At 63.1% G+C, this 16,513-nt stretch carries 14 protein-coding genes; 9 read left to right on the forward strand and 5 right to left on the reverse strand.

Translation table 11 applies throughout. The features are described 5' to 3' along the window. Window positions 1–8: 8 nt before the first annotated feature. A complete protein-coding gene (locus AC1Q6J_RS18510) occupies window positions 9–1,256 on the reverse strand; it encodes a COG4223 family protein (protein ID WP_492280666.1) in 1,248 nt (415 codons plus the stop codon). 102 nt (window positions 1,257–1,358) lie between these two features. Then, window positions 1,359–2,090, reverse strand: coding sequence for a uroporphyrinogen-III synthase (locus AC1Q6J_RS18515; RefSeq protein WP_492280667.1), 732 nt, complete (start codon window positions 2,088–2,090; stop codon window positions 1,359–1,361). A 354-nt stretch (window positions 2,091–2,444) separates the two neighbouring features. Between AC1Q6J_RS18515 and tsaD the strand changes: the two genes are divergently transcribed. The 6 genes from tsaD to AC1Q6J_RS18545 all read left to right on the forward strand — a co-directional run bounded on the left by tsaD (window position 2,445) and on the right by AC1Q6J_RS18545 (window position 8,685). Continuing rightward, on the forward strand, window positions 2,445–3,527 hold the full coding sequence (gene tsaD, locus AC1Q6J_RS18520; protein ID WP_492280668.1) for a tRNA (adenosine(37)-N6)-threonylcarbamoyltransferase complex transferase subunit TsaD: 1,083 nt from the start codon (window positions 2,445–2,447) through the stop codon (window positions 3,525–3,527). A 62-nt stretch (window positions 3,528–3,589) separates the two neighbouring features. Further along, window positions 3,590–4,570: an NAD(P)H-dependent glycerol-3-phosphate dehydrogenase gene (locus AC1Q6J_RS18525; protein WP_492280669.1), complete on the forward strand. Its 981-nt coding sequence runs from the start codon at window positions 3,590–3,592 to the stop codon at window positions 4,568–4,570. An 11-nt stretch (window positions 4,571–4,581) separates the two neighbouring features. Then, entirely contained in the window at window positions 4,582–4,995 is a 414-nt protein-coding gene (locus tag AC1Q6J_RS18530) for an EVE domain-containing protein (protein ID WP_492280670.1), read from the forward strand. After that, the gene (locus tag AC1Q6J_RS18535) at window positions 4,992–5,663 is read left to right on the forward strand and encodes a class I SAM-dependent methyltransferase (RefSeq protein WP_492280671.1); all 672 of its coding nucleotides are present in this window, start codon (window positions 4,992–4,994) and stop codon (window positions 5,661–5,663) included. Before AC1Q6J_RS18530 ends, AC1Q6J_RS18535 begins: the two co-directional genes overlap by 4 nt. Window positions 5,664–5,830: 167 nt before the next feature. Further along, the gene (gene acs / locus AC1Q6J_RS18540; protein ID WP_492280672.1) at window positions 5,831–7,783 is read left to right on the forward strand and encodes an acetate--CoA ligase; all 1,953 of its coding nucleotides are present in this window, start codon (window positions 5,831–5,833) and stop codon (window positions 7,781–7,783) included. A 389-nt stretch (window positions 7,784–8,172) separates the two neighbouring features. Beyond that, the gene (locus AC1Q6J_RS18545; RefSeq protein ID WP_492280673.1) at window positions 8,173–8,685 is read left to right on the forward strand and encodes a L,D-transpeptidase; all 513 of its coding nucleotides are present in this window, start codon (window positions 8,173–8,175) and stop codon (window positions 8,683–8,685) included. Between the two features lie 59 nt (window positions 8,686–8,744). Here AC1Q6J_RS18545 and AC1Q6J_RS18550 read toward each other — a convergent pair whose 3' ends face one another. Both AC1Q6J_RS18550 and AC1Q6J_RS18555 read right to left on the reverse strand, forming a co-directional pair. Continuing rightward, window positions 8,745–9,332 (reverse strand): thermonuclease family protein, encoded by a 588-nt coding sequence (locus AC1Q6J_RS18550; protein ID WP_492280674.1) that lies wholly within the window; start codon window positions 9,330–9,332, stop codon window positions 8,745–8,747. A gap of 71 nt (window positions 9,333–9,403) precedes the next feature. Then, complete coding sequence (locus tag AC1Q6J_RS18555; protein WP_492280675.1) at window positions 9,404–9,625, reverse strand: DUF1674 domain-containing protein; 222 nt, start codon at window positions 9,623–9,625, stop codon at window positions 9,404–9,406. 252 nt (window positions 9,626–9,877) lie between these two features. On the opposite strand from AC1Q6J_RS18555, the gene AC1Q6J_RS18560 reads away from it, so the two are divergent. The 3 genes from AC1Q6J_RS18560 (at window position 9,878) to purH (ending at window position 14,983) form a co-directional block, all read left to right on the forward strand. Further along, window positions 9,878–11,227 carry an RsmB/NOP family class I SAM-dependent RNA methyltransferase gene (locus tag AC1Q6J_RS18560; RefSeq protein WP_492280676.1) on the forward strand — a complete coding sequence of 450 codons (1,350 nt, stop codon included), beginning with the start codon at window positions 9,878–9,880 and terminating at the stop codon, window positions 11,225–11,227. A 257-nt stretch (window positions 11,228–11,484) separates the two neighbouring features. After that, on the forward strand, window positions 11,485–13,239 hold the full coding sequence (locus tag AC1Q6J_RS18565) for a heparinase II/III family protein (protein WP_492280677.1): 1,755 nt from the start codon (window positions 11,485–11,487) through the stop codon (window positions 13,237–13,239). 151 nt (window positions 13,240–13,390) lie between these two features. Further along, a complete protein-coding gene (gene purH / locus AC1Q6J_RS18570; protein WP_492280678.1) occupies window positions 13,391–14,983 on the forward strand; it encodes a bifunctional phosphoribosylaminoimidazolecarboxamide formyltransferase/IMP cyclohydrolase in 1,593 nt (530 codons plus the stop codon). On the opposite strand, the gene AC1Q6J_RS18575 is transcribed toward purH, so the two are convergent. Continuing rightward, complete coding sequence (locus AC1Q6J_RS18575; RefSeq protein WP_492280679.1) at window positions 14,980–16,395, reverse strand: MFS transporter; 1,416 nt, start codon at window positions 16,393–16,395, stop codon at window positions 14,980–14,982. The two genes, purH and AC1Q6J_RS18575, sit on opposite strands and share 4 nt — an antisense overlap. Window positions 16,396–16,513 lie beyond the last annotated feature (118 nt).

Genomic DNA, 16,513 nt, shown 5'->3' on the forward strand with positions numbered 1-16,513 from the left:
GAAACTGCCTATCGCGCCGATTTCGAAATCGCCGTCAGCGTGTCCATCATAAACTGCTCGGATGCCGCCAGAGCCTTGTCGCGGCCCTCGACCTTTGCGATCCATGGCCGCACCACGACGCGATCCGGCGGCGGCAGCAGCAGGAGCTCCCGCTTCGCCTCGCTCGGATCATTTCGCTGCGCGGCGGCCGTTGCACGCGCGATAATGCCCGCAGCGCCGCTGGCCAGCGCGTCGGTGCGCTGAATGCGCACCAGCTTCGCGAAACTTTGCTGAAGGCGCTCGATGATACCGGACGGCGCAGGCTGCGCTTCAGGCTTCGGCGCGAGTTGCGGCAGCAGCGCAAGCAGTTCCTTGCTTAGAGCATCGGTATCAGGAATGCCGGTCTGCGCGAATGGATCGAGCGCCTTGAGCGCATCGGTATCGCCGGCAACCGAGCGCGCAGCCGCAAGCTCGGTGACATAAGGCGAACCACGGCGCACCGCCTTTTCGAGATTGATAAGCGCGTCCAGCCTGCGCACCTTTGTATCATCGGCCGGCGGCTGCGGTGCAGGCGGAGGTGCCGCAGCAGCAGCGCTCAGCGCCGCGGTCGCGCGTTCGATCTTGGCAATGCGATCCTCGATGGCTGACGTATCGGCGGCGGATGTTTTCGATTCGCCGCTCATGACACCTTGCGGCGATACAGACCTGATCTCGCTGATCGCCGCAGCGGTCTTTTCGTTTTGTCCACGCACGGCGGCGATATCGCTGCGCAATGATGTCAGCGATTTCTCAACTGCGTCAATGCGCGCGATGACCGCAGGATCGATGCTTGGACGCGGCGCAGGTTTTGCCGCGTCCGATTCAACTTTCGCGATCCGCGCGCCCAGAGCGGTAATGTCGGCCCTGTTCGCCGCGATACCGTCCGCGAGCGGCGCGGTGGAGATCGCTGCGGGTTTCGGTGGCCAGCCTGCGAGCGTGGCCGCGCCGATCGCAAGCAATGCGGCCACCGCGCCCGCCAAAGCGGACAGAAATACCGACGAGGCTCGTGATGGGTTTGGCGACGGCACAACAACGGATTCAGCAGACGCATCGGAAGACGGCCCGGACTGATCCGGCTTCGGCGCGCCGGCATCCGCATCCGCATCTGCGTCCGGCGCTTCCGGTTCAGACGGACTTTCCGATACCTCGGAAGCTGTCAGTTCGATGGTGGGCGGCGGCCGTTTTGTGGCATCGCCACCTGGCGAGATACCGGCCCTGTCCTGCTTGTCCTCGTCCATCGGAACTCACTCCTGTCACGCTCGCGCGGACTTTAGCAGATTCTGCGAACGCCGCTCGCGTTCAGAAGCCATCTGTAAGGTTAGCTGCCGGTTACCTGAATGTCAGTTGGACGATGCTTTGAGCGTCCTGTCCAGCACATCGAATATGGCATTCTCGTCCGGCGTGCGCGCCACCGCCACCTGCATCGCGCCGGCTTCGCGAAGAAGGCCCGCCACCGTCTCGGAGATGCAGCATTGCGGCAGGGCCAGGGCGGAAATTTCGACACCGTCCGCCCGCGCCGCGTCGAGATAAGCGCGCGCGCTGCGCCGGGAATAGTGCAGCACCGCATCGATCCCGCCCGCGCGGAATGCTTCGCCGACGCTCGCGGCAAATCCGATGACCGGAATCATCCGGTAGGTCGTATGCGTCACCACCGTCAGTCCCCGCGCGCCGAGATCGGCGGCGAGATCGTGCGCGAGGTCCGCCCCGGCGAGATAGCAGAGCGCCGCGCCTTTCTTCAGTTTTTTTGCGACAAGATCGGCAAGCGATCGCGCGTTGCCCTGCGCGCTGGCGACATCGCGAAAACCCGCCCCGCGCGCCGCGTCCGCGGTGTGCTCGCCGACCGCGAATGCGGGCAATCCGAACAGATGCGTCCGGGAGGGATGACTCAGGATGGCGCGGATCGCATTGGCACTGGTCACGATGACGGCGTCATAGGCCGCATCGTCTTCGTCATGAAACGGGATTTCCTCGAACCGCAGCATCGGCGACAACAGTGCGTCATAGCCCCGCGCCCGCAGGGCCGCCGCCGTTTTCTCGTTATCCGGGACGGGACGGGTCACAAGAATGGACATTCAGGATGCTCCGCGCGGGTCGATGCTGTGCTGAATCACGATAGCCCGCCTGACGATTCCACGTTATGAACCCCTTGAATGACGCCCGGTGGAGTGGATTTGACATTCGCGACCAACAGGCAGCGAAATCGCAAAGCGAATGTCAAATCCAAAACTCCACCAGAAACCTATATTTTGCTAGTGGTCCAATTCCAACATTCGCAAGAATGCCTGCTGAAACGGGATGCGAATGTTAGAATTGGATCACCAGATGGCGGATGACGTTTTTTTGCCCTGCGCAAGGCCGATGCCTATGTGAAGGGAAACGCCGGATCGGCGGTCAAAGCAAGAGCTTGAAGAAAGCAGGGACACAAATTGGCAGGCAAGCTGGTGTTGGGGATCGAAACCACCTGCGACGAAACCGCCGCCGCCGTGATCGAACGGCAGCGCGACGGGTCGGGGCGGATTCTGTCCAACATCGTGCGCTCGCAGATCGATGAACATGCGCCATTCGGCGGCGTGGTGCCGGAGATTGCCGCCCGCGCCCATGTCGACATGCTCGACGGTATTATCCGCTCCGCGATGAAAGAGGCGAATGTCGGCTTTGGCGATCTCAGCGCCGTTGCCGCGGCGGCGGGTCCCGGCCTGATCGGCGGCGTGATCGTCGGGCTGACCACGGCGAAGGCGATCGCGCTGGTTCACAACACGCCGCTGATCGCGGTCAATCATCTCGAGGCGCATGCGCTGACGCCGCGCCTCACCGTGCCGCTGATGTTTCCCTATTGCCTGTTCCTGGCGTCGGGCGGACACACCCAGATCGTCGCGGTACTCGGCGTCGGGAAATATGTCCGGCTCGGCACCACGGTCGATGACGCCATGGGCGAAGCCTTCGACAAGGTCGCGAAGATGCTGGACCTGCCCTATCCCGGCGGGCCGCAGGTCGAGCGCGCAGCCGCTCATGGCAATCCTGACCGCTTCGTATTTCCGCGTCCGATGGTGGGGCGACCAGATGCGAATTTCTCGCTGTCTGGGTTGAAAACCGCGGTGCGCAATGAAGCGACACGCCTGATGCCGCTCGAGCCGCAGGATGTGGCCGATCTCTGCGCTGGATTTCAGGCTGCCGTGCTGGATCTCACCGCGGACCGGATCAGTGTCGGGCTGCGGCTGTTTCAGGAAAAGTTCGGCCCGCCCCGCGCGCTGGTCGCCGCCGGCGGCGTCGCGTCGAATCTCGCGATCCGCAGCGCGCTGCATGACATCGCGGCACGCGCCCAGACCATGCTGATTATTCCGCCGCCGGCGCTCTGCACCGACAACGGCGCGATGATCGCCTGGGCCGGCGCGGAACGTCTTGCGCTCCGGATGGTGGACACCATGGAAGCCGCGCCGCGCGCCCGCTGGCGGCTCGATGAAACCGCATCGACCCCGGCGAAATTCGCCAACACGCGTGCGAGGCATTAAGGCATGATCCCGAAAAGTGAGCACCGGTTTCCGGATCGGATCATGCCTTCAAAGAAAAAGTTATGATCGCACATCAAAGCATTTCGATTGTCGGCGCCGGCGCATGGGGCACAGCCCTTGCGAACGCCGCGGCACGCGCCGGACGCGATGTCATTCTCTACGCCCGCGACACAGCCGCTGCCGATGCAATTTCGCGGACCCGCGAGAATCCGAAATTGCCGGGCATCCAGCTTGCGAAGACGATCTCTGTCACCAGTAACCTTGCCGAAGCAGGGAAAGCCGATGCCACCCTGCTGGTCACGCCTGCGCAAAGCCTGCGGCAGGCAGCGACGGCGCTCGCGTCCCATCTTGCGCCGAACACGCCGGTGATCGTCTGCGCTAAGGGCATCGAGCGCGGCACGCATCAGTTCATGACGGAGATCGTCGCGGAGGTTCTGCCCAGGGCAGTGCCCGCAATTCTGTCGGGGCCGAGCTTCGACGTCGATGTTGCGCGCGGACTGCCGACAGCCGTAACCCTCGCGACAAGAGACGAGCAGCTGGCAAGGGCGCTGGTTCAGGCGCTCGGATCGGCGACGTTCCGCCCCTATCATTCGACGGATGTGCGTGGTGTCGAGATCGGCGGCGCGGCCAAGAATGTGCTGGCGATCGCCGCCGGCATTGTCGCCGGCAAGAAGCTCGGCGCATCGGCGCTGGCGGCGCTGACCACACGCGGTTTCGCGGAACTGATGCGGCTCGGGCTGGCCTGCGGCGCCAAGCCTGAAACCATCGCCGGATTGTCGGGGCTCGGAGACCTGCTGCTGTCCTGTTCGAGTGCTCAATCGCGCAACTTTTCGTATGGCATCGCGCTCGGACGCGGCGAGACGCCGCCGCGCGGCAAGCTTGCCGAAGGCGCATTCACCGCGCCGGTGCTGATTGAACTCGCCAATGAAAAGAATGTTGAAATGCCGGTAGCCAGTGCAGTGGCGGCAGTTCTCGGCGGCGCCCTGACCATCGATGAAGCGATCGAGATGCTGCTGACGCGGCCGTTCAGGGCCGAGGGATAGAGGAAACGGTGATGGCGTACTGGCTCGTAAAATCCGAACCTTCCACATGGTCGTGGGATCAGCAGGTCGCCAAGGGCGCCAAGGGCGAAGCCTGGACCGGCGTGCGCAACCACACCGCAAAAGCCAATCTCATGAAGATGAAGAAGGGCGACCTCGCCTTTTACTATCACTCCAATGAGGGCAAGGAGATCGTCGGCATCGTCGAGGTCATCCGCGAGCACTACCCCGACCCGACCGACAAGACCGCCAAGTTCGTCTGCGTGGATATCAAGGCCGACAAGCCGCTGAAAGAGCCGGTGACACTGGAAACCATCAAGGCCGACAAGAAGCTCGCCGACATGGACCTCGTCAAATACTCACGGCTGTCGGTACAGAGCGTGAAGCCCGACGAGTGGAAACTGATCTGCAAGATGGGCGGAATGTGAACGCGCCCGTCATCGCTGACAAGGACGCGTTCATCCGCGCCAACACCCGGCTGCGCACGGTACCGCTGACGCCCGAGATTTCCCTGCTTTTGGCCGATGAAGCCGTGCCCCTCTGGCATAAGACCGAAGAAGAAATCGGCGAGGCCGGGCTGCCGCCGCCATTCTGGGCCTTCGCATGGGCCGGCGGTCAGGCGCTGGCGCGCCATGTGCTCGACAACGCAGCTCTGGTGCGCGGCAAGGCGGTGCTCGATCTCGCCAGCGGATCGGGCTTGGTCGGCATCGCGGCCATGAAGGCCGGCGCGACGTCAGTGACCGTCGCCGACATCGATGCGTTTGCCTGCGCGGCGGCAACCCTGAACGCTGCGGAGAACGGCGTCACGCTGTCGACATGTCAGGATGATCTGCTGGCGGCACCGCATAGCGGTGGTTGGGATGTCGTCCTGGCCGGTGACATTTTTTACGAACGCGACACCGCGCAGCGCGCGTTCGATTTTCTGCTCGGCCACGTCGCCCGCGGCGCAACCGTGCTGATCGGCGATCCGGGCCGCAGCTACCTGCCCCGCGATAAATTGCGCCGGATCGCCGATTACAGCGTGCCGGTCACCCGCGACCTCGAGGACGCCGAAATCAAGCAAACCTCCGTATGGGCCTTGCTGCAACCGGTGTAAAAACGCTCTTCATCCCCTTCATATGTCACGGGAAATCGGAGGTCCGACAAAAGTCCTAGTTGCCGCGGCTTGTCGCTGATGTATGCACAGGCGCATAATATAAAAAACAAGAACAAGCCGCGCGCATGTCGTGACGCCGGCGCAGGCCTGGAGGGAACGAGGAAATCATGTCCGAGAAAATTTATGATGTATCCCCGGAATGGGCGAAGCGCGCCTTTGTCGACGACGCCAAGTACCGGGAGATGTATGCGCGCTCGGTGAAAGACCCGAACGGCTTCTGGGCTGACGAAGCCTCGAAGCGCCTCGGCTGGATCGAGCCTTTCACCAAGGTCGAAAACGTCTCGTTCGCGCCGGGCAATATCTCGATCAAATGGTTCGAGGACGGCGTGCTGAACGCCGCATGGAATTGCATCGACCGCCATCTCGAGACACGCGGCGACCAGACCGCGATCATCTGGGAAGGCGACGATCCGTCTGAATCCAGGAAAATCACCTATCGTGAGCTGCACGACGAAGTCTGCAAGATGGCGAACATCCTGCGGCTGCGGAATGTCAAGAAAGGTGACCGTGTCACCATCTATCTGCCGATGATTCCGGAAGCGGCCTACGCCATGCTGGCCTGCGCGCGGATCGGCGCGATCCACTCGGTTGTCTTTGGCGGATTTTCGCCCGACTCGCTCGCGCAGCGTATCAAGGACTGCAAATCCAACGTCGTGATTACCGCTGACGAAGGTTTGCGCGGCGGCAAGAAGGTGCCGCTCAAGGCCAACCTCGACGAGGCCATCGCAAAGGTCGGCGGCGTCGACTGGGTCGTCGTCGTGAAACGCACCGGCGGCAAGGTCGATATGGATCCGGTGCGCGACGTCTGGCACCATGAAGCCGCTGCGATGGTCGATAGCGATTGTCCGGTGGAGCCGATGAACGCGGAAGACCCGCTGTTCATTCTCTACACATCGGGTTCCACCGGCCAGCCCAAGGGCGTGCTGCACACCACCGGCGGCTATCTCACATTCGCATCGATGACGCATCAATACGTCTTCGATTATCACGAGGGCGACATCTACTGGTGTACCGCCGACGTCGGCTGGGTGACCGGCCACAGCTACATCCTCTACGGGCCGCTCGCCAACGGCGCGACCACGCTGATGTTCGAAGGCGTTCCGAACTATCCGGACAACTCCCGGTTCTGGAATGTCATCGACAAGCACAAGGTCAACATCTTCTACACCGCCCCGACGGCAATCCGCGCATTGATGCAATCCGGCGACGATCCGGTGAAGAAGACTTCGCGCGCAAGCTTGCGGCTGCTGGGTTCGGTGGGCGAGCCGATCAATCCGGAAGCGTGGGAGTGGTACTATCGCGTGGTCGGCAACTCGCGCTGTCCGATCGTCGATACCTGGTGGCAGACCGAGACCGGCGGCATCCTGATCACGCCGCTGCCGGGCGCCATCGCGCAGAAGCCGGGTTCGGCGACCAAGCCGTTCTTCGGCGTGGTGCCGGAAATCGTCGATGCCGACGGCAAGGTTCTCGAGGGCGAAGCGCAAGGCAATCTCTGCATCGCGAAGTCGTGGCCCGGCCAGATGCGCACGGTCTACGGCGATCATGCGCGCTTCGAGCAGACCTACTTCTCGACCTACAAGAACAAATACTTCACCGGTGACGGCTGCCGCCGCGATGCCGACGGCTATTACTGGATCACCGGCCGCGTCGACGACGTCATCAACGTGTCGGGTCACCGCATGGGTACGGCGGAAGTCGAAAGCTCGCTGGTCGCGCATGACGCGGTGTCGGAAGCCGCCGTTGTCGGCTATCCGCACGACATCAAGGGTCAGGGCATCTACGCTTATGTGACGCTGATGAGAGGCGTCGAGCCCACCGAGACGCTGCGCAAGGAGCTGGTGGCATGGGTGCGCAAGGACATCGGACCGATCGCATCGCCGGACCTGATCCAGTTCGCACCGGGCCTGCCGAAAACACGCTCGGGCAAGATCATGCGCCGCATCCTGCGCAAGATCGCCGAAGATGAATCCGGCGCGCTCGGCGACACCTCGACACTGGCCGATCCGATGGTGGTCGATGATCTCGTACACAATCGGCAGAACAAGAAGGCCAGCGCCTGATCCGCCAGCGAGTATCGCGTTTGACGATGATTTGATTCGAGGCCGTTCCTGGCGCGCAGGGCCGGCCTCGAATTTTTCGTCCCATGCGCGCCATGGCGCGTCCGCACTCCTGGCGCCGTCACCGGCGGGCGAGACTTTCCCCCTTGGCTGGGCGATCAAAAGCCGCGCTCACAAAAATGTCACCCGTCCCCAGCGCCTTTGGGTGCAGGTGTTGTTTCCCGGGCATTTACTTTGCCGCCGGAATTTTCTTCTTAAGGCCGCGTTCGTTCCGCCGGTGGGGTTCGTGGAAACCGCCTGTTGAAGCCTCTGCCCCAAGCTGGCGAATTCCATGAGGGTTCCGAGGCCATGCCCGGATGCCTGCGCCGTTCGGAAGTGTTTTGGAGGTTGTAATGCTGCGTCAACTCGCGGTGGCTCTCACCGTCGCCATGGCCTTCGGCCTGTCAGGAACTGTGGCCCAAGCCGCACCGTCGGTGGTGGCTTCTCCCAACGGCTACGCGCCGGGCACCATCGTGGTGAAGACCAACGAGCGCAAACTCTATCTGGTGCTTGGTGAAGGACGCGCGCTGCGCTATCCGGTCGGCGTCGGCAAGGCCGGCAAACAGTGGGCCGGCGCCACCCGCATCGATGGAAAGTATCGTCAGCCGGCATGGTCGCCGCCCGCGGACGTGAAGCGCGACAACCCGAGCATTCCGGACGTCATTCCCGGCGGCTCACCGTCGAACCCGATGGGCGTCGCCGCCATGACGCTGGCCGGCGGTGAATACGCGATCCACGGCACCAATCGTCCGAACTCCGTCGGCGGTTATGTCTCTTACGGCTGCGTGCGGATGTACAATCAGGACATCAGCGATCTGTTCGAGCGCGTCGAGGTCGGCACGCCGGTGGTGGTGACCTCGCGCTGAGATTTTCGTTTTCAACAAATGCAAAAAAGCCGCGTTATGACGCGGCTTTTTTGTTGCTGTCATTTCGCCGCTGCGCACCAGCCGCCGCGCTTGCCGCCCTGATATTGCCGCGCATGGCCTGAAGTGAGCAACGCTCCCGACACGCTTGGCGTTCGCCGCGTGGCGGCGTCGGCGACAACGCGGCCGTTGTACTTGTCGGGGCCGATATTGAAGATCGTAATATCGCCGTCGGCGAGCAGCGTGCGAAGCGCTTCGCTGGACGCTTCCGCCATCCGGAATTCTTCGGCGCACGCGCCCTTCATCTCCGGCGCATCGATGCCGCGAAGCCGGACGCGTGTCATCATCTCCAGCCCCGGCCACAGATGGACTCGCGCCTCGAACGTGTCGCCGTCGATCACGCGCACCACGTCGACGAAATGACGCATGCCGGGACTGCCGTTACGGCTCCAGGGCACCGGCGGCGGCGCCGGACTCGGCGCAGGTGAATTCACGGACGCGGTGGACGCTCTGTGCCATGGCAAATGGTCTCGCACGGGAATCACGGTTCCAGCCGCAATCCCGGTGACAAAGATCAAGCCAAGCAGCCAGGGCGGTGAACCGTGGAGCGGATGCCGGGATGCTCGATGAAACGATCGATCTAGGAACATATGCCTAGAATAGGATCAAAAGACCCTCGTCCGCAAGAGCGGAACCGGCGCATCCGTAATCCTGCTTACGGTCAGAAATCCGAACAAAGTCCCTTGTGTTCCCAGTCCCCGTATCGGGTCGGCTCCAGCCCCTTGGGGCCCTGAACCTCTTTCGCGCGAGGGCTGCTGTCCTGCGCCCTGGTTCGCCGCTCCTCGGCTTCCGCGAGTGCCCGCTGCGCCTGTGGGGACAACGGTTTACGCGGAGCGACCGGATCGGCAGCAACAGGTTCGGAACGAATTGGATCATGGGTCATGGCTGACACTCCCGGTGGTCAGGGCCGAAATCAATCTAAACCGACAACGCATCCGATCAAGACCCTGCGGCCGATGCAGTCTGACGCAGCTGTGCGGCCTGTCCGTGAGCCAGCTCACATTATCCCAGGATGTTTCAGACAAGACGATTCAGAGACGGACCAATTCTTACATTTGGCATATTCCGATGCCACGACATAACCTCCGGTGCGGCGTTTGTCGCGTTCCTCCTGCCAGCGAATGTTTTTTCACGCATGAAGCCTTCGAGATTTGTCCCGCCCACCGAGGTGCCCGGCCTCGCAGCGCGCAGGATCGCAGCCGATATTCTCGACGGTGTGCTGCACAAGCATCGTATGCTCGACGATCAGCTCGATGGCCCCGGTGCCCATCCCGGATTGAAGACGCTGGCCGATCGTGACCGCGCACTGATGCGCCGGCTGGTTGCAACGATTCTGCGGCGGCTCGGCACGCTTGGCCACATCCTCTCGCGGCTGCTCGATCGCGGTATCCCCAGCGATGCGCCGCGCGTGCAGAGCGCATTGCTGATCGGCGCAACGCAAATCCTGTGGATGGATGTTCCCGATCACGCCGCCGTCGATCTGTCGGTGCGACTCGTGCAGGCGGACCGGCGCGCCGCGAAATATGCCGGCCTCGTCAACGCCGTGCTGCGGCGCTGCGCGCGCGAAGGCCAGCCGCTGATCGACGAAGTCAAATCGCAGATGCTCGATCTGCCGCCCTGGCTGATCGCACGCTGGATCGCAACCTATGGCGAGGATACGACGCGCGCGATGGCTGCCGCCATCAGCGTCGAACCGGCGCTGGATCTCACGGTTAAATCCGATCCCGGCGGCTGGGCGACGCGGCTGCATGGCGAGACGCTGGCCACCGGCACCGTGCGCACGCTGCTGCATGGGTCGGTCACCATGCTTCCCGGTTTCAACGAAGGCCAGTGGTGGGTGCAGGATGCCGCTGCCGCCTTGCCGGCCCGGCTGTTCGGTGACGTTAAAGACAAGACCATCGCCGATCTGTGCGCGGCGCCCGGCGGCAAGACCGCGCAACTGGTCCATGCCGGCGCGCGGGTCACAGCGGTCGACCGGTCGCCCAACCGAATTGCGCGCCTGCGCGAGAATCTGTCGCGGCTCTCCCTCGAGGCCGGTACCGCGGTGGCGGACGCGATCGAATGGCAGCCGCCGGCAGGCGAGCTGTTCGACGGCGTGCTGATCGATGCGCCCTGCGCCGCGACCGGGACGATCCGGCGTCATCCCGATGTCGCATGGCTGAAACAGGAAGCCGACATCGGCGCGCTCGCCGCCGTGCAAAAACGCATGCTGCAAAAGGCGGTCACGCTGCTGAAGCCCGGTGGAACTCTGGTTTATTGCACCTGTTCGCTTGAGCCCGAGGAAGGCGAACAGGCCGTCGCAAGCGTCCTTGCAGCCGGATCAAGCCTGCGCCGTGCGCCGGTCGAGCGGGATGAAGTGGCGGGACTGGACGAAATTCTTACGGCGGACGGCGACATCCGCACCCTGCCCTCGCATCTCGCCCATGCCGATTCGCGGCTCGGCGGCCTCGACGGCTTCTACGCAGCCCGTCTCATCAAGTCCTGATTCAAATCCTGACCCGCATCTGATTCGCGGCAAACCGGCCTTGATCCACATGCCTGGGTCAATGGGCATCCCGGGGTTGCACCGGGGGTGCCTTACAGGCATTTCCGGACTACAAAGAGTCGCGGAGATTCCCTCACGGTATGGCGTGTTCATCGCCGGCGTGAGTTTCGGGGAGGAATGCTCCGTTTGTGGGGAACGGTCACGTTCGGCAGCGGCCTTTAATCGGGCGACCGGCGTGATTCAGGACAAGGGCGCACGTGGCTGTCGCTTACCGACGACGCATCTCGTCTCTTTTGCTTGGCCGCGCGGCGCGGAACGTACTCGCACGCGCCAGCGGCAAGTCGGTTGCACTGTCGCGCTTCTGGCCTGGCCGCACCGATCGCCTGCTGATCGCGCCGAATGATCTTCGCACCGTCGACGCCACCCGCGCCTCCGAAATCTACGCCGGGCGTTTCGTCTTCGCAGGAAAGATCGTCACGTCGCACGGCCGATCGATTTTCGAACTCGACCCGCCGTCGGAAGACTGGGAAGCCAACCTGCTTGGATTCGGCTGGCTGCGCCATCTGCGCGCCGCGGATTCCGCCATCACCCGCGCCAATGCCCGCGCCCTGATCGACGACTGGATTTCAAAGCCGATCCGCAAGCGCGGCGTAGGCTGGCGCGCCGATGTGCTGGCGCGGCGGGTGATCTCGCTGCTGTCGCAAGCGCCCCTGGTGCTGAACGACGCCGACGGAAAATTCTATCGCCGCTTCCTGCGCAGTCTCACCCGCGAGATTCGCTATCTGCGCTACACCATGGTCGATATCCCGGACGGCGTGCCACGCCTGCAGGTGCTGATCGCGCTGTGTTACGCGTCGCTGTGTCTCGCCAACCAGGCCAAGCACATCCGCACATCGTCGCGCAAACTGTCGGAAGAATTGCAGCGGCAATTGTTGCCCGACGGCGGGCATATTTCACGTAACCCCGGCGCGCTGATCGAACTGCTGCCCGATCTCTTGCCGCTGCGCCAGACTTTCGCCGCCCGCAACATTGCCCCGCCGCCGGCATTGCTGAACGCCATCGACCGCATGATGCCGATGCTGCGTTTCTTCCGGCACGGCGACGGCAGTTTTGCTTTGTTCAACGGCATGAGCAGCGCGCCGTCCGGCCTGCTCGCGACATTGCTCGCCTACGACGACACCCACGGCATTCCGATGTCGAACATGCCGCATTCGGGCTTCCAGCGCCTCGATGCCGGCAATACCGCCGTCATCATGGACACCGGCGCGCCGCCGCCGCCCGCGGTGAGCCGCGACGCCCATGCGGGCTGCCTGTCGTTCGAGCTGTCGTCCGGCACCGGGCGCATCGTCGTCAACTGCGGCATTCCCTCAACCGGCCGCGACAACTGGCGCGCCTTCGCGCGTTCGACGGCGGCACATTCGACGCTGATCTGTCACGAGACCTCGTCGTGCCAGTTCATTGAATTGCCCGCGATGAAGCGGATGCTGCAAGGCGCACCGATCGTCAGCGGACCTTCCAATGTCGGCGTGTTTCGCGAGGCGGCCAATGACGGGATTGTATTGACGACGTCTCATGACGCTTACGCGCGTCAATTCGGCGTTGTACATCAACGCAGCCTGACGCTGTCCAACGACGGCAGCCGGCTCGAGGGCGAGGACACCCTGCTGAATGCATCCGGCTCCTCGACACGCAACAAGCCCGACGATTACGTGCTGCGGTTTCATCTGCATCCGGCGGTGAAGGCCAGCCGCCTTTCCGATGCCCGCGGCGTGATGCTCGTTTTACCCAACCGCGACGTGTGGACGTTCGAGGCGGTCAACGACAAGGTCGACCTTGAAGACAGCGTGTTCCTGGCGGGCTCCGACGGGCCGCGCCGCACCGCCCAGATCGTGATTCGCCAGAACCGGAAGGACTCGCCAACCGTCCGCTGGAGCTTCACCCGCTCATCTGCCTCAGCCACGGTGACCAATGCCCGCCGCGACGCCAGACGCGAGCCGGAATTGCCGCTCTAGGATCGCCAACCCTGTGACGTCGTCTCGGCGGGGCCGGGACGTTACGTAAAAGCGGCAGAATCGTTGCGAAAAGTGCGTGGATTGGAGGTTTTGCCGGACAGCAAACCATGCTACCCGGCGGACAACATCTATCCGAACCAGGACGCACCTTATGGCTGACCACCCGCGCCGCGTTGCGCGCGCACTTCTCTCCGTTTCCGACAAATCCGGCCTGATCGAATTCGCCCGGGCGCTCGCCGGTCACGGGATCGAACTCGTCTCCACCGGCGGCACCGCCAAGGCCATTGCGGATGCCGGCCTCAAGGTGCGGGACGTGTCGGACCTGACGGGTTTCCCCGAGATGATGGATGGGCGGGTCAAGACACTGCATCCGAACGTCCACGGCGGATTGCTCGCGATCCGCGACAATGCCGATCACGCCCGCAGCATGAAGGACCACGGCATCGCGCCGATCGATCTTCTGGTGGTCAACCTCTATCCGTTCGAAGCGACGGTGGACAAAGGTGCCTCCGAGGACGATTGCATCGAAAACATCGACATCGGCGGTCCGGCAATGATTCGCGCCGCGGCGAAAAACCATCATGATGTCGCCGTTGTCGTCGAAGTGTCCGACTATAAGGCGGTGCTGGATGAACTCAGCGCCAACAAGGGTGCGACCACGCTCACCCTGCGTAAAAAGCTCGCGCAGAAAGCCTACGCACGAACCGCAGCCTATGACGCAGCGATCTCGAACTGGTTCGCCGATCAGCTCAGGATCGAGGCACCTGACTTCCGCGCTTTCGGCGGCAAGCTGATCCAGGCGCTGCGCTACGGCGAGAACCCGCATCAGCAGGCGTCATTCTACAAAACCCCCGATCGCCGCTTCGGCGTCGCCACCGCGCGCCAGTTGCAGGGCAAGGAGCTGTCCTACAACAACATCAACGACACCGACGCTGCCTATGAGGCTATTGGTGAGTTCGACGCGAAGCGCACCGCGGCCTGCGTCATCGTCAAGCACGCCAATCCGTGCGGCGTCGCGGAGGGCAAGGATCTCGCCGAAGCTTATCGCAAGGCGCTGGCTTGTGACTCAACCTCGGCCTACGGCGGGATCATCGCATTCAACCGCAGGCTTGATGCCGACGCAGCCAATGCCGTCGCAGGAATCTTCACCGAGGTCATCATCGCGCCCGACGCCACCGAAGAAGCCATCGCCATCATCGGCAAGCGGAAGAACCTGCGTCTGCTGCTGGCTGGCGGCCTGCCCGATCCGCGCGCGGCGGGATTGACCACCAAGACGGTCGCGGGTGGTCTTCTGGTTCAGACCCGCGACAACGCGGTGGTTGATGACATGACCTTCAAGACCGTCACCAAGCGAGCGCCAACCGACGCCGAGCTGAACGATCTGCGCTTCGCCTTCCGGGTCGCCAAGCATGTCAAGTCGAACACGATTATTTACGCGAAGGATCTCGCGACCGTCGGCATCGGCGCGGGACAGATGAGCCGGGTGGATTCGGCGCGCATCGCAGCCCGCAAGGCTGAGGATGCCGCGAAGGAATTGGGATTGGCCGCGCCGATGACCAAGGGCTCGGTGGTGGCGTCCGACGCGTTCTTCCCGTTCGCCGACGGCTTGCTGGTGGCAATCGAGGCCGGTGCGACGGCCGTGGTTCAGCCGGGCGGCTCGATGCGCGACAACGAGGTGATCGAGGCCGCCGATGCCCATGGTATCGCCATGGTCTTCACCGGCACGCGGCACTTCAAGCACTAGGCCGGAAGCGCGCGAACCGACTGGGCCTTCACCCGCATCAGAAGAGCCAGACCGCTCACGAAAAACAGCACCAGAACGGCCATTCCGGCCTTCTGGCTGTCGGCTACATCCGTCACGATTCCGATCAGCAGCGGCCCAAAGAACGATGTGACTTTTCCCGTCAGGGCAAACAGTCCGAAGCATTGCGTGATGCGATCCTTCGGAGCGAGCCTGATCAGCATGGTGCGCGAGGCTGCCTGCATCGGACCCGCGGCAAGGCCGATCAGAAACCCGAGCGCGAGATATGCCTTCTCCGCGGGAGCAGCAAAGAGCGGACCGTTGGGCACCGGCGGCGTGACCGGGATAAAGAAGATCGCATCGCGATCAATCAGCAGAATCGCGGCAAGCGCTCCCAGAAGAATGACCAGGCTGCCCGCGACGACGGTTTTCGGTCCGAGCCTGTCATCGAGCCGGCCTCCAAGCCACGCACCGATGGTGCCGGAGATCGCCAGCAGAATGCCGAAGGTGCCGATCTGGATCGTGTTCCAGCCGAAGGTGCCTGCGGCGTAGATGCCGCCGAACGCGAACAACGACACGAGGCCATCCATGTAGATCATGTTGGCGATCAGAAACGCCAGCATGGACGGTGTTTTCGGCAATCGCGCCAGTGTCTCACGCAGTTCGCGCAGGCCTTCGCGCACCGCACCGCGCGCCGGCGTCTTCGCCGCATGATCGGGCGTGAACAGAAACATCGGCAACACGAAGATCATGAACCATACCGCCGTCAGCGGCCCGGTGAGTCTGTCACCCTGAAACGTCGCAGGATCGAGACCGAAGATCGGCGTGAGGCCGAACAGCGTTTTGCCCGTGACCGGATTCGCCGCCAAGAAGCCGAGTACGAGAACCAAACTGAGAATTCCGCCGATATAGCCGGTAGCCCATCCAGTGCCTGACAGCCGCCCAATCCGTTCCGGCGGCACCAGTGTCGGCATCATCGCGTTGTTGAAGACCGTTGCGAACTCGACGCCGATGGTCGCGATCCCGTAAGCAATCAGCAGCGGCAGGATGATCGATGGATCGCCTGGTTTTCCGATCCACATCAGCGACGAACCGATCACAAGCAGCGCGCCGAACGCCGCGATCCACGGCTTGCGGCGGCCGCCGGCATCCGCAATTGCGCCGAGTACCGGCGACAGCATGGCAATGACGAGGCCCGCCGCTGCGGTTGCATATCCCCAGCTCGCCTGTCCCGAGACCGGATCGGAGGCGACGCGCGAGGCAAAGTAGGGCGCGAACACGAATGTGGTGATCAGGGTGAAGTAAGGCTGCGCGGCCCAGTCGAACAAAATCCAGCCGAAAACCGCCGAGCGCGGCGGATAAGTCCGCGGCGACACGTTTGCGTGACTGTCATGCGCCGGAACAGCTTGAGACATGATCGAATTTCCTGCCGAATCAACGCGGACATTGTCCGCCGTCGCCGCAAAACCATATAGTGCGACGGTTCAATTGCCACCGCGTTTTTACCTGGTGTCCTGAATCCGAAGTTTGCCT

The organism is Afipia sp. MLSD5-FHT05B12 (genome assembly GCF_058793355.1).

Bases quoted from the DNA above. Each gene is read 5' to 3' on its own strand.
- AC1Q6J_RS18510 (WP_492280666.1), bottom strand. From the start codon at position 1,256: ATGGACGAGGACAAGCAGGACAGGGCCGGTATCTCGCCAGGTGGCGAT.
- AC1Q6J_RS18515 (WP_492280667.1), bottom strand. From the start codon at position 2,090: ATGTCCATTCTTGTGACCCGTCCCGTCCCGGATAACGAGAAAACGGCG.
- AC1Q6J_RS18525 (WP_492280669.1), top strand. From the start codon at position 3,590: ATGATCGCACATCAAAGCATTTCGATTGTCGGCGCCGGCGCATGGGGC.
- AC1Q6J_RS18530 (WP_492280670.1), top strand. From the start codon at position 4,582: ATGGCGTACTGGCTCGTAAAATCCGAACCTTCCACATGGTCGTGGGAT.
- acs (WP_492280672.1), top strand. From the start codon at position 5,831: ATGTCCGAGAAAATTTATGATGTATCCCCGGAATGGGCGAAGCGCGCC.
- AC1Q6J_RS18545 (WP_492280673.1), top strand. From the start codon at position 8,173: ATGCTGCGTCAACTCGCGGTGGCTCTCACCGTCGCCATGGCCTTCGGC.
- AC1Q6J_RS18550 (WP_492280674.1), bottom strand. From the start codon at position 9,332: ATGTTCCTAGATCGATCGTTTCATCGAGCATCCCGGCATCCGCTCCAC.
- AC1Q6J_RS18555 (WP_492280675.1), bottom strand. From the start codon at position 9,625: ATGACCCATGATCCAATTCGTTCCGAACCTGTTGCTGCCGATCCGGTC.
- AC1Q6J_RS18560 (WP_492280676.1), top strand. From the start codon at position 9,878: ATGAAGCCTTCGAGATTTGTCCCGCCCACCGAGGTGCCCGGCCTCGCA.
- purH (WP_492280678.1), top strand. From the start codon at position 13,391: ATGGCTGACCACCCGCGCCGCGTTGCGCGCGCACTTCTCTCCGTTTCC.
- AC1Q6J_RS18575 (WP_492280679.1), bottom strand. From the start codon at position 16,395: ATGTCTCAAGCTGTTCCGGCGCATGACAGTCACGCAAACGTGTCGCCG.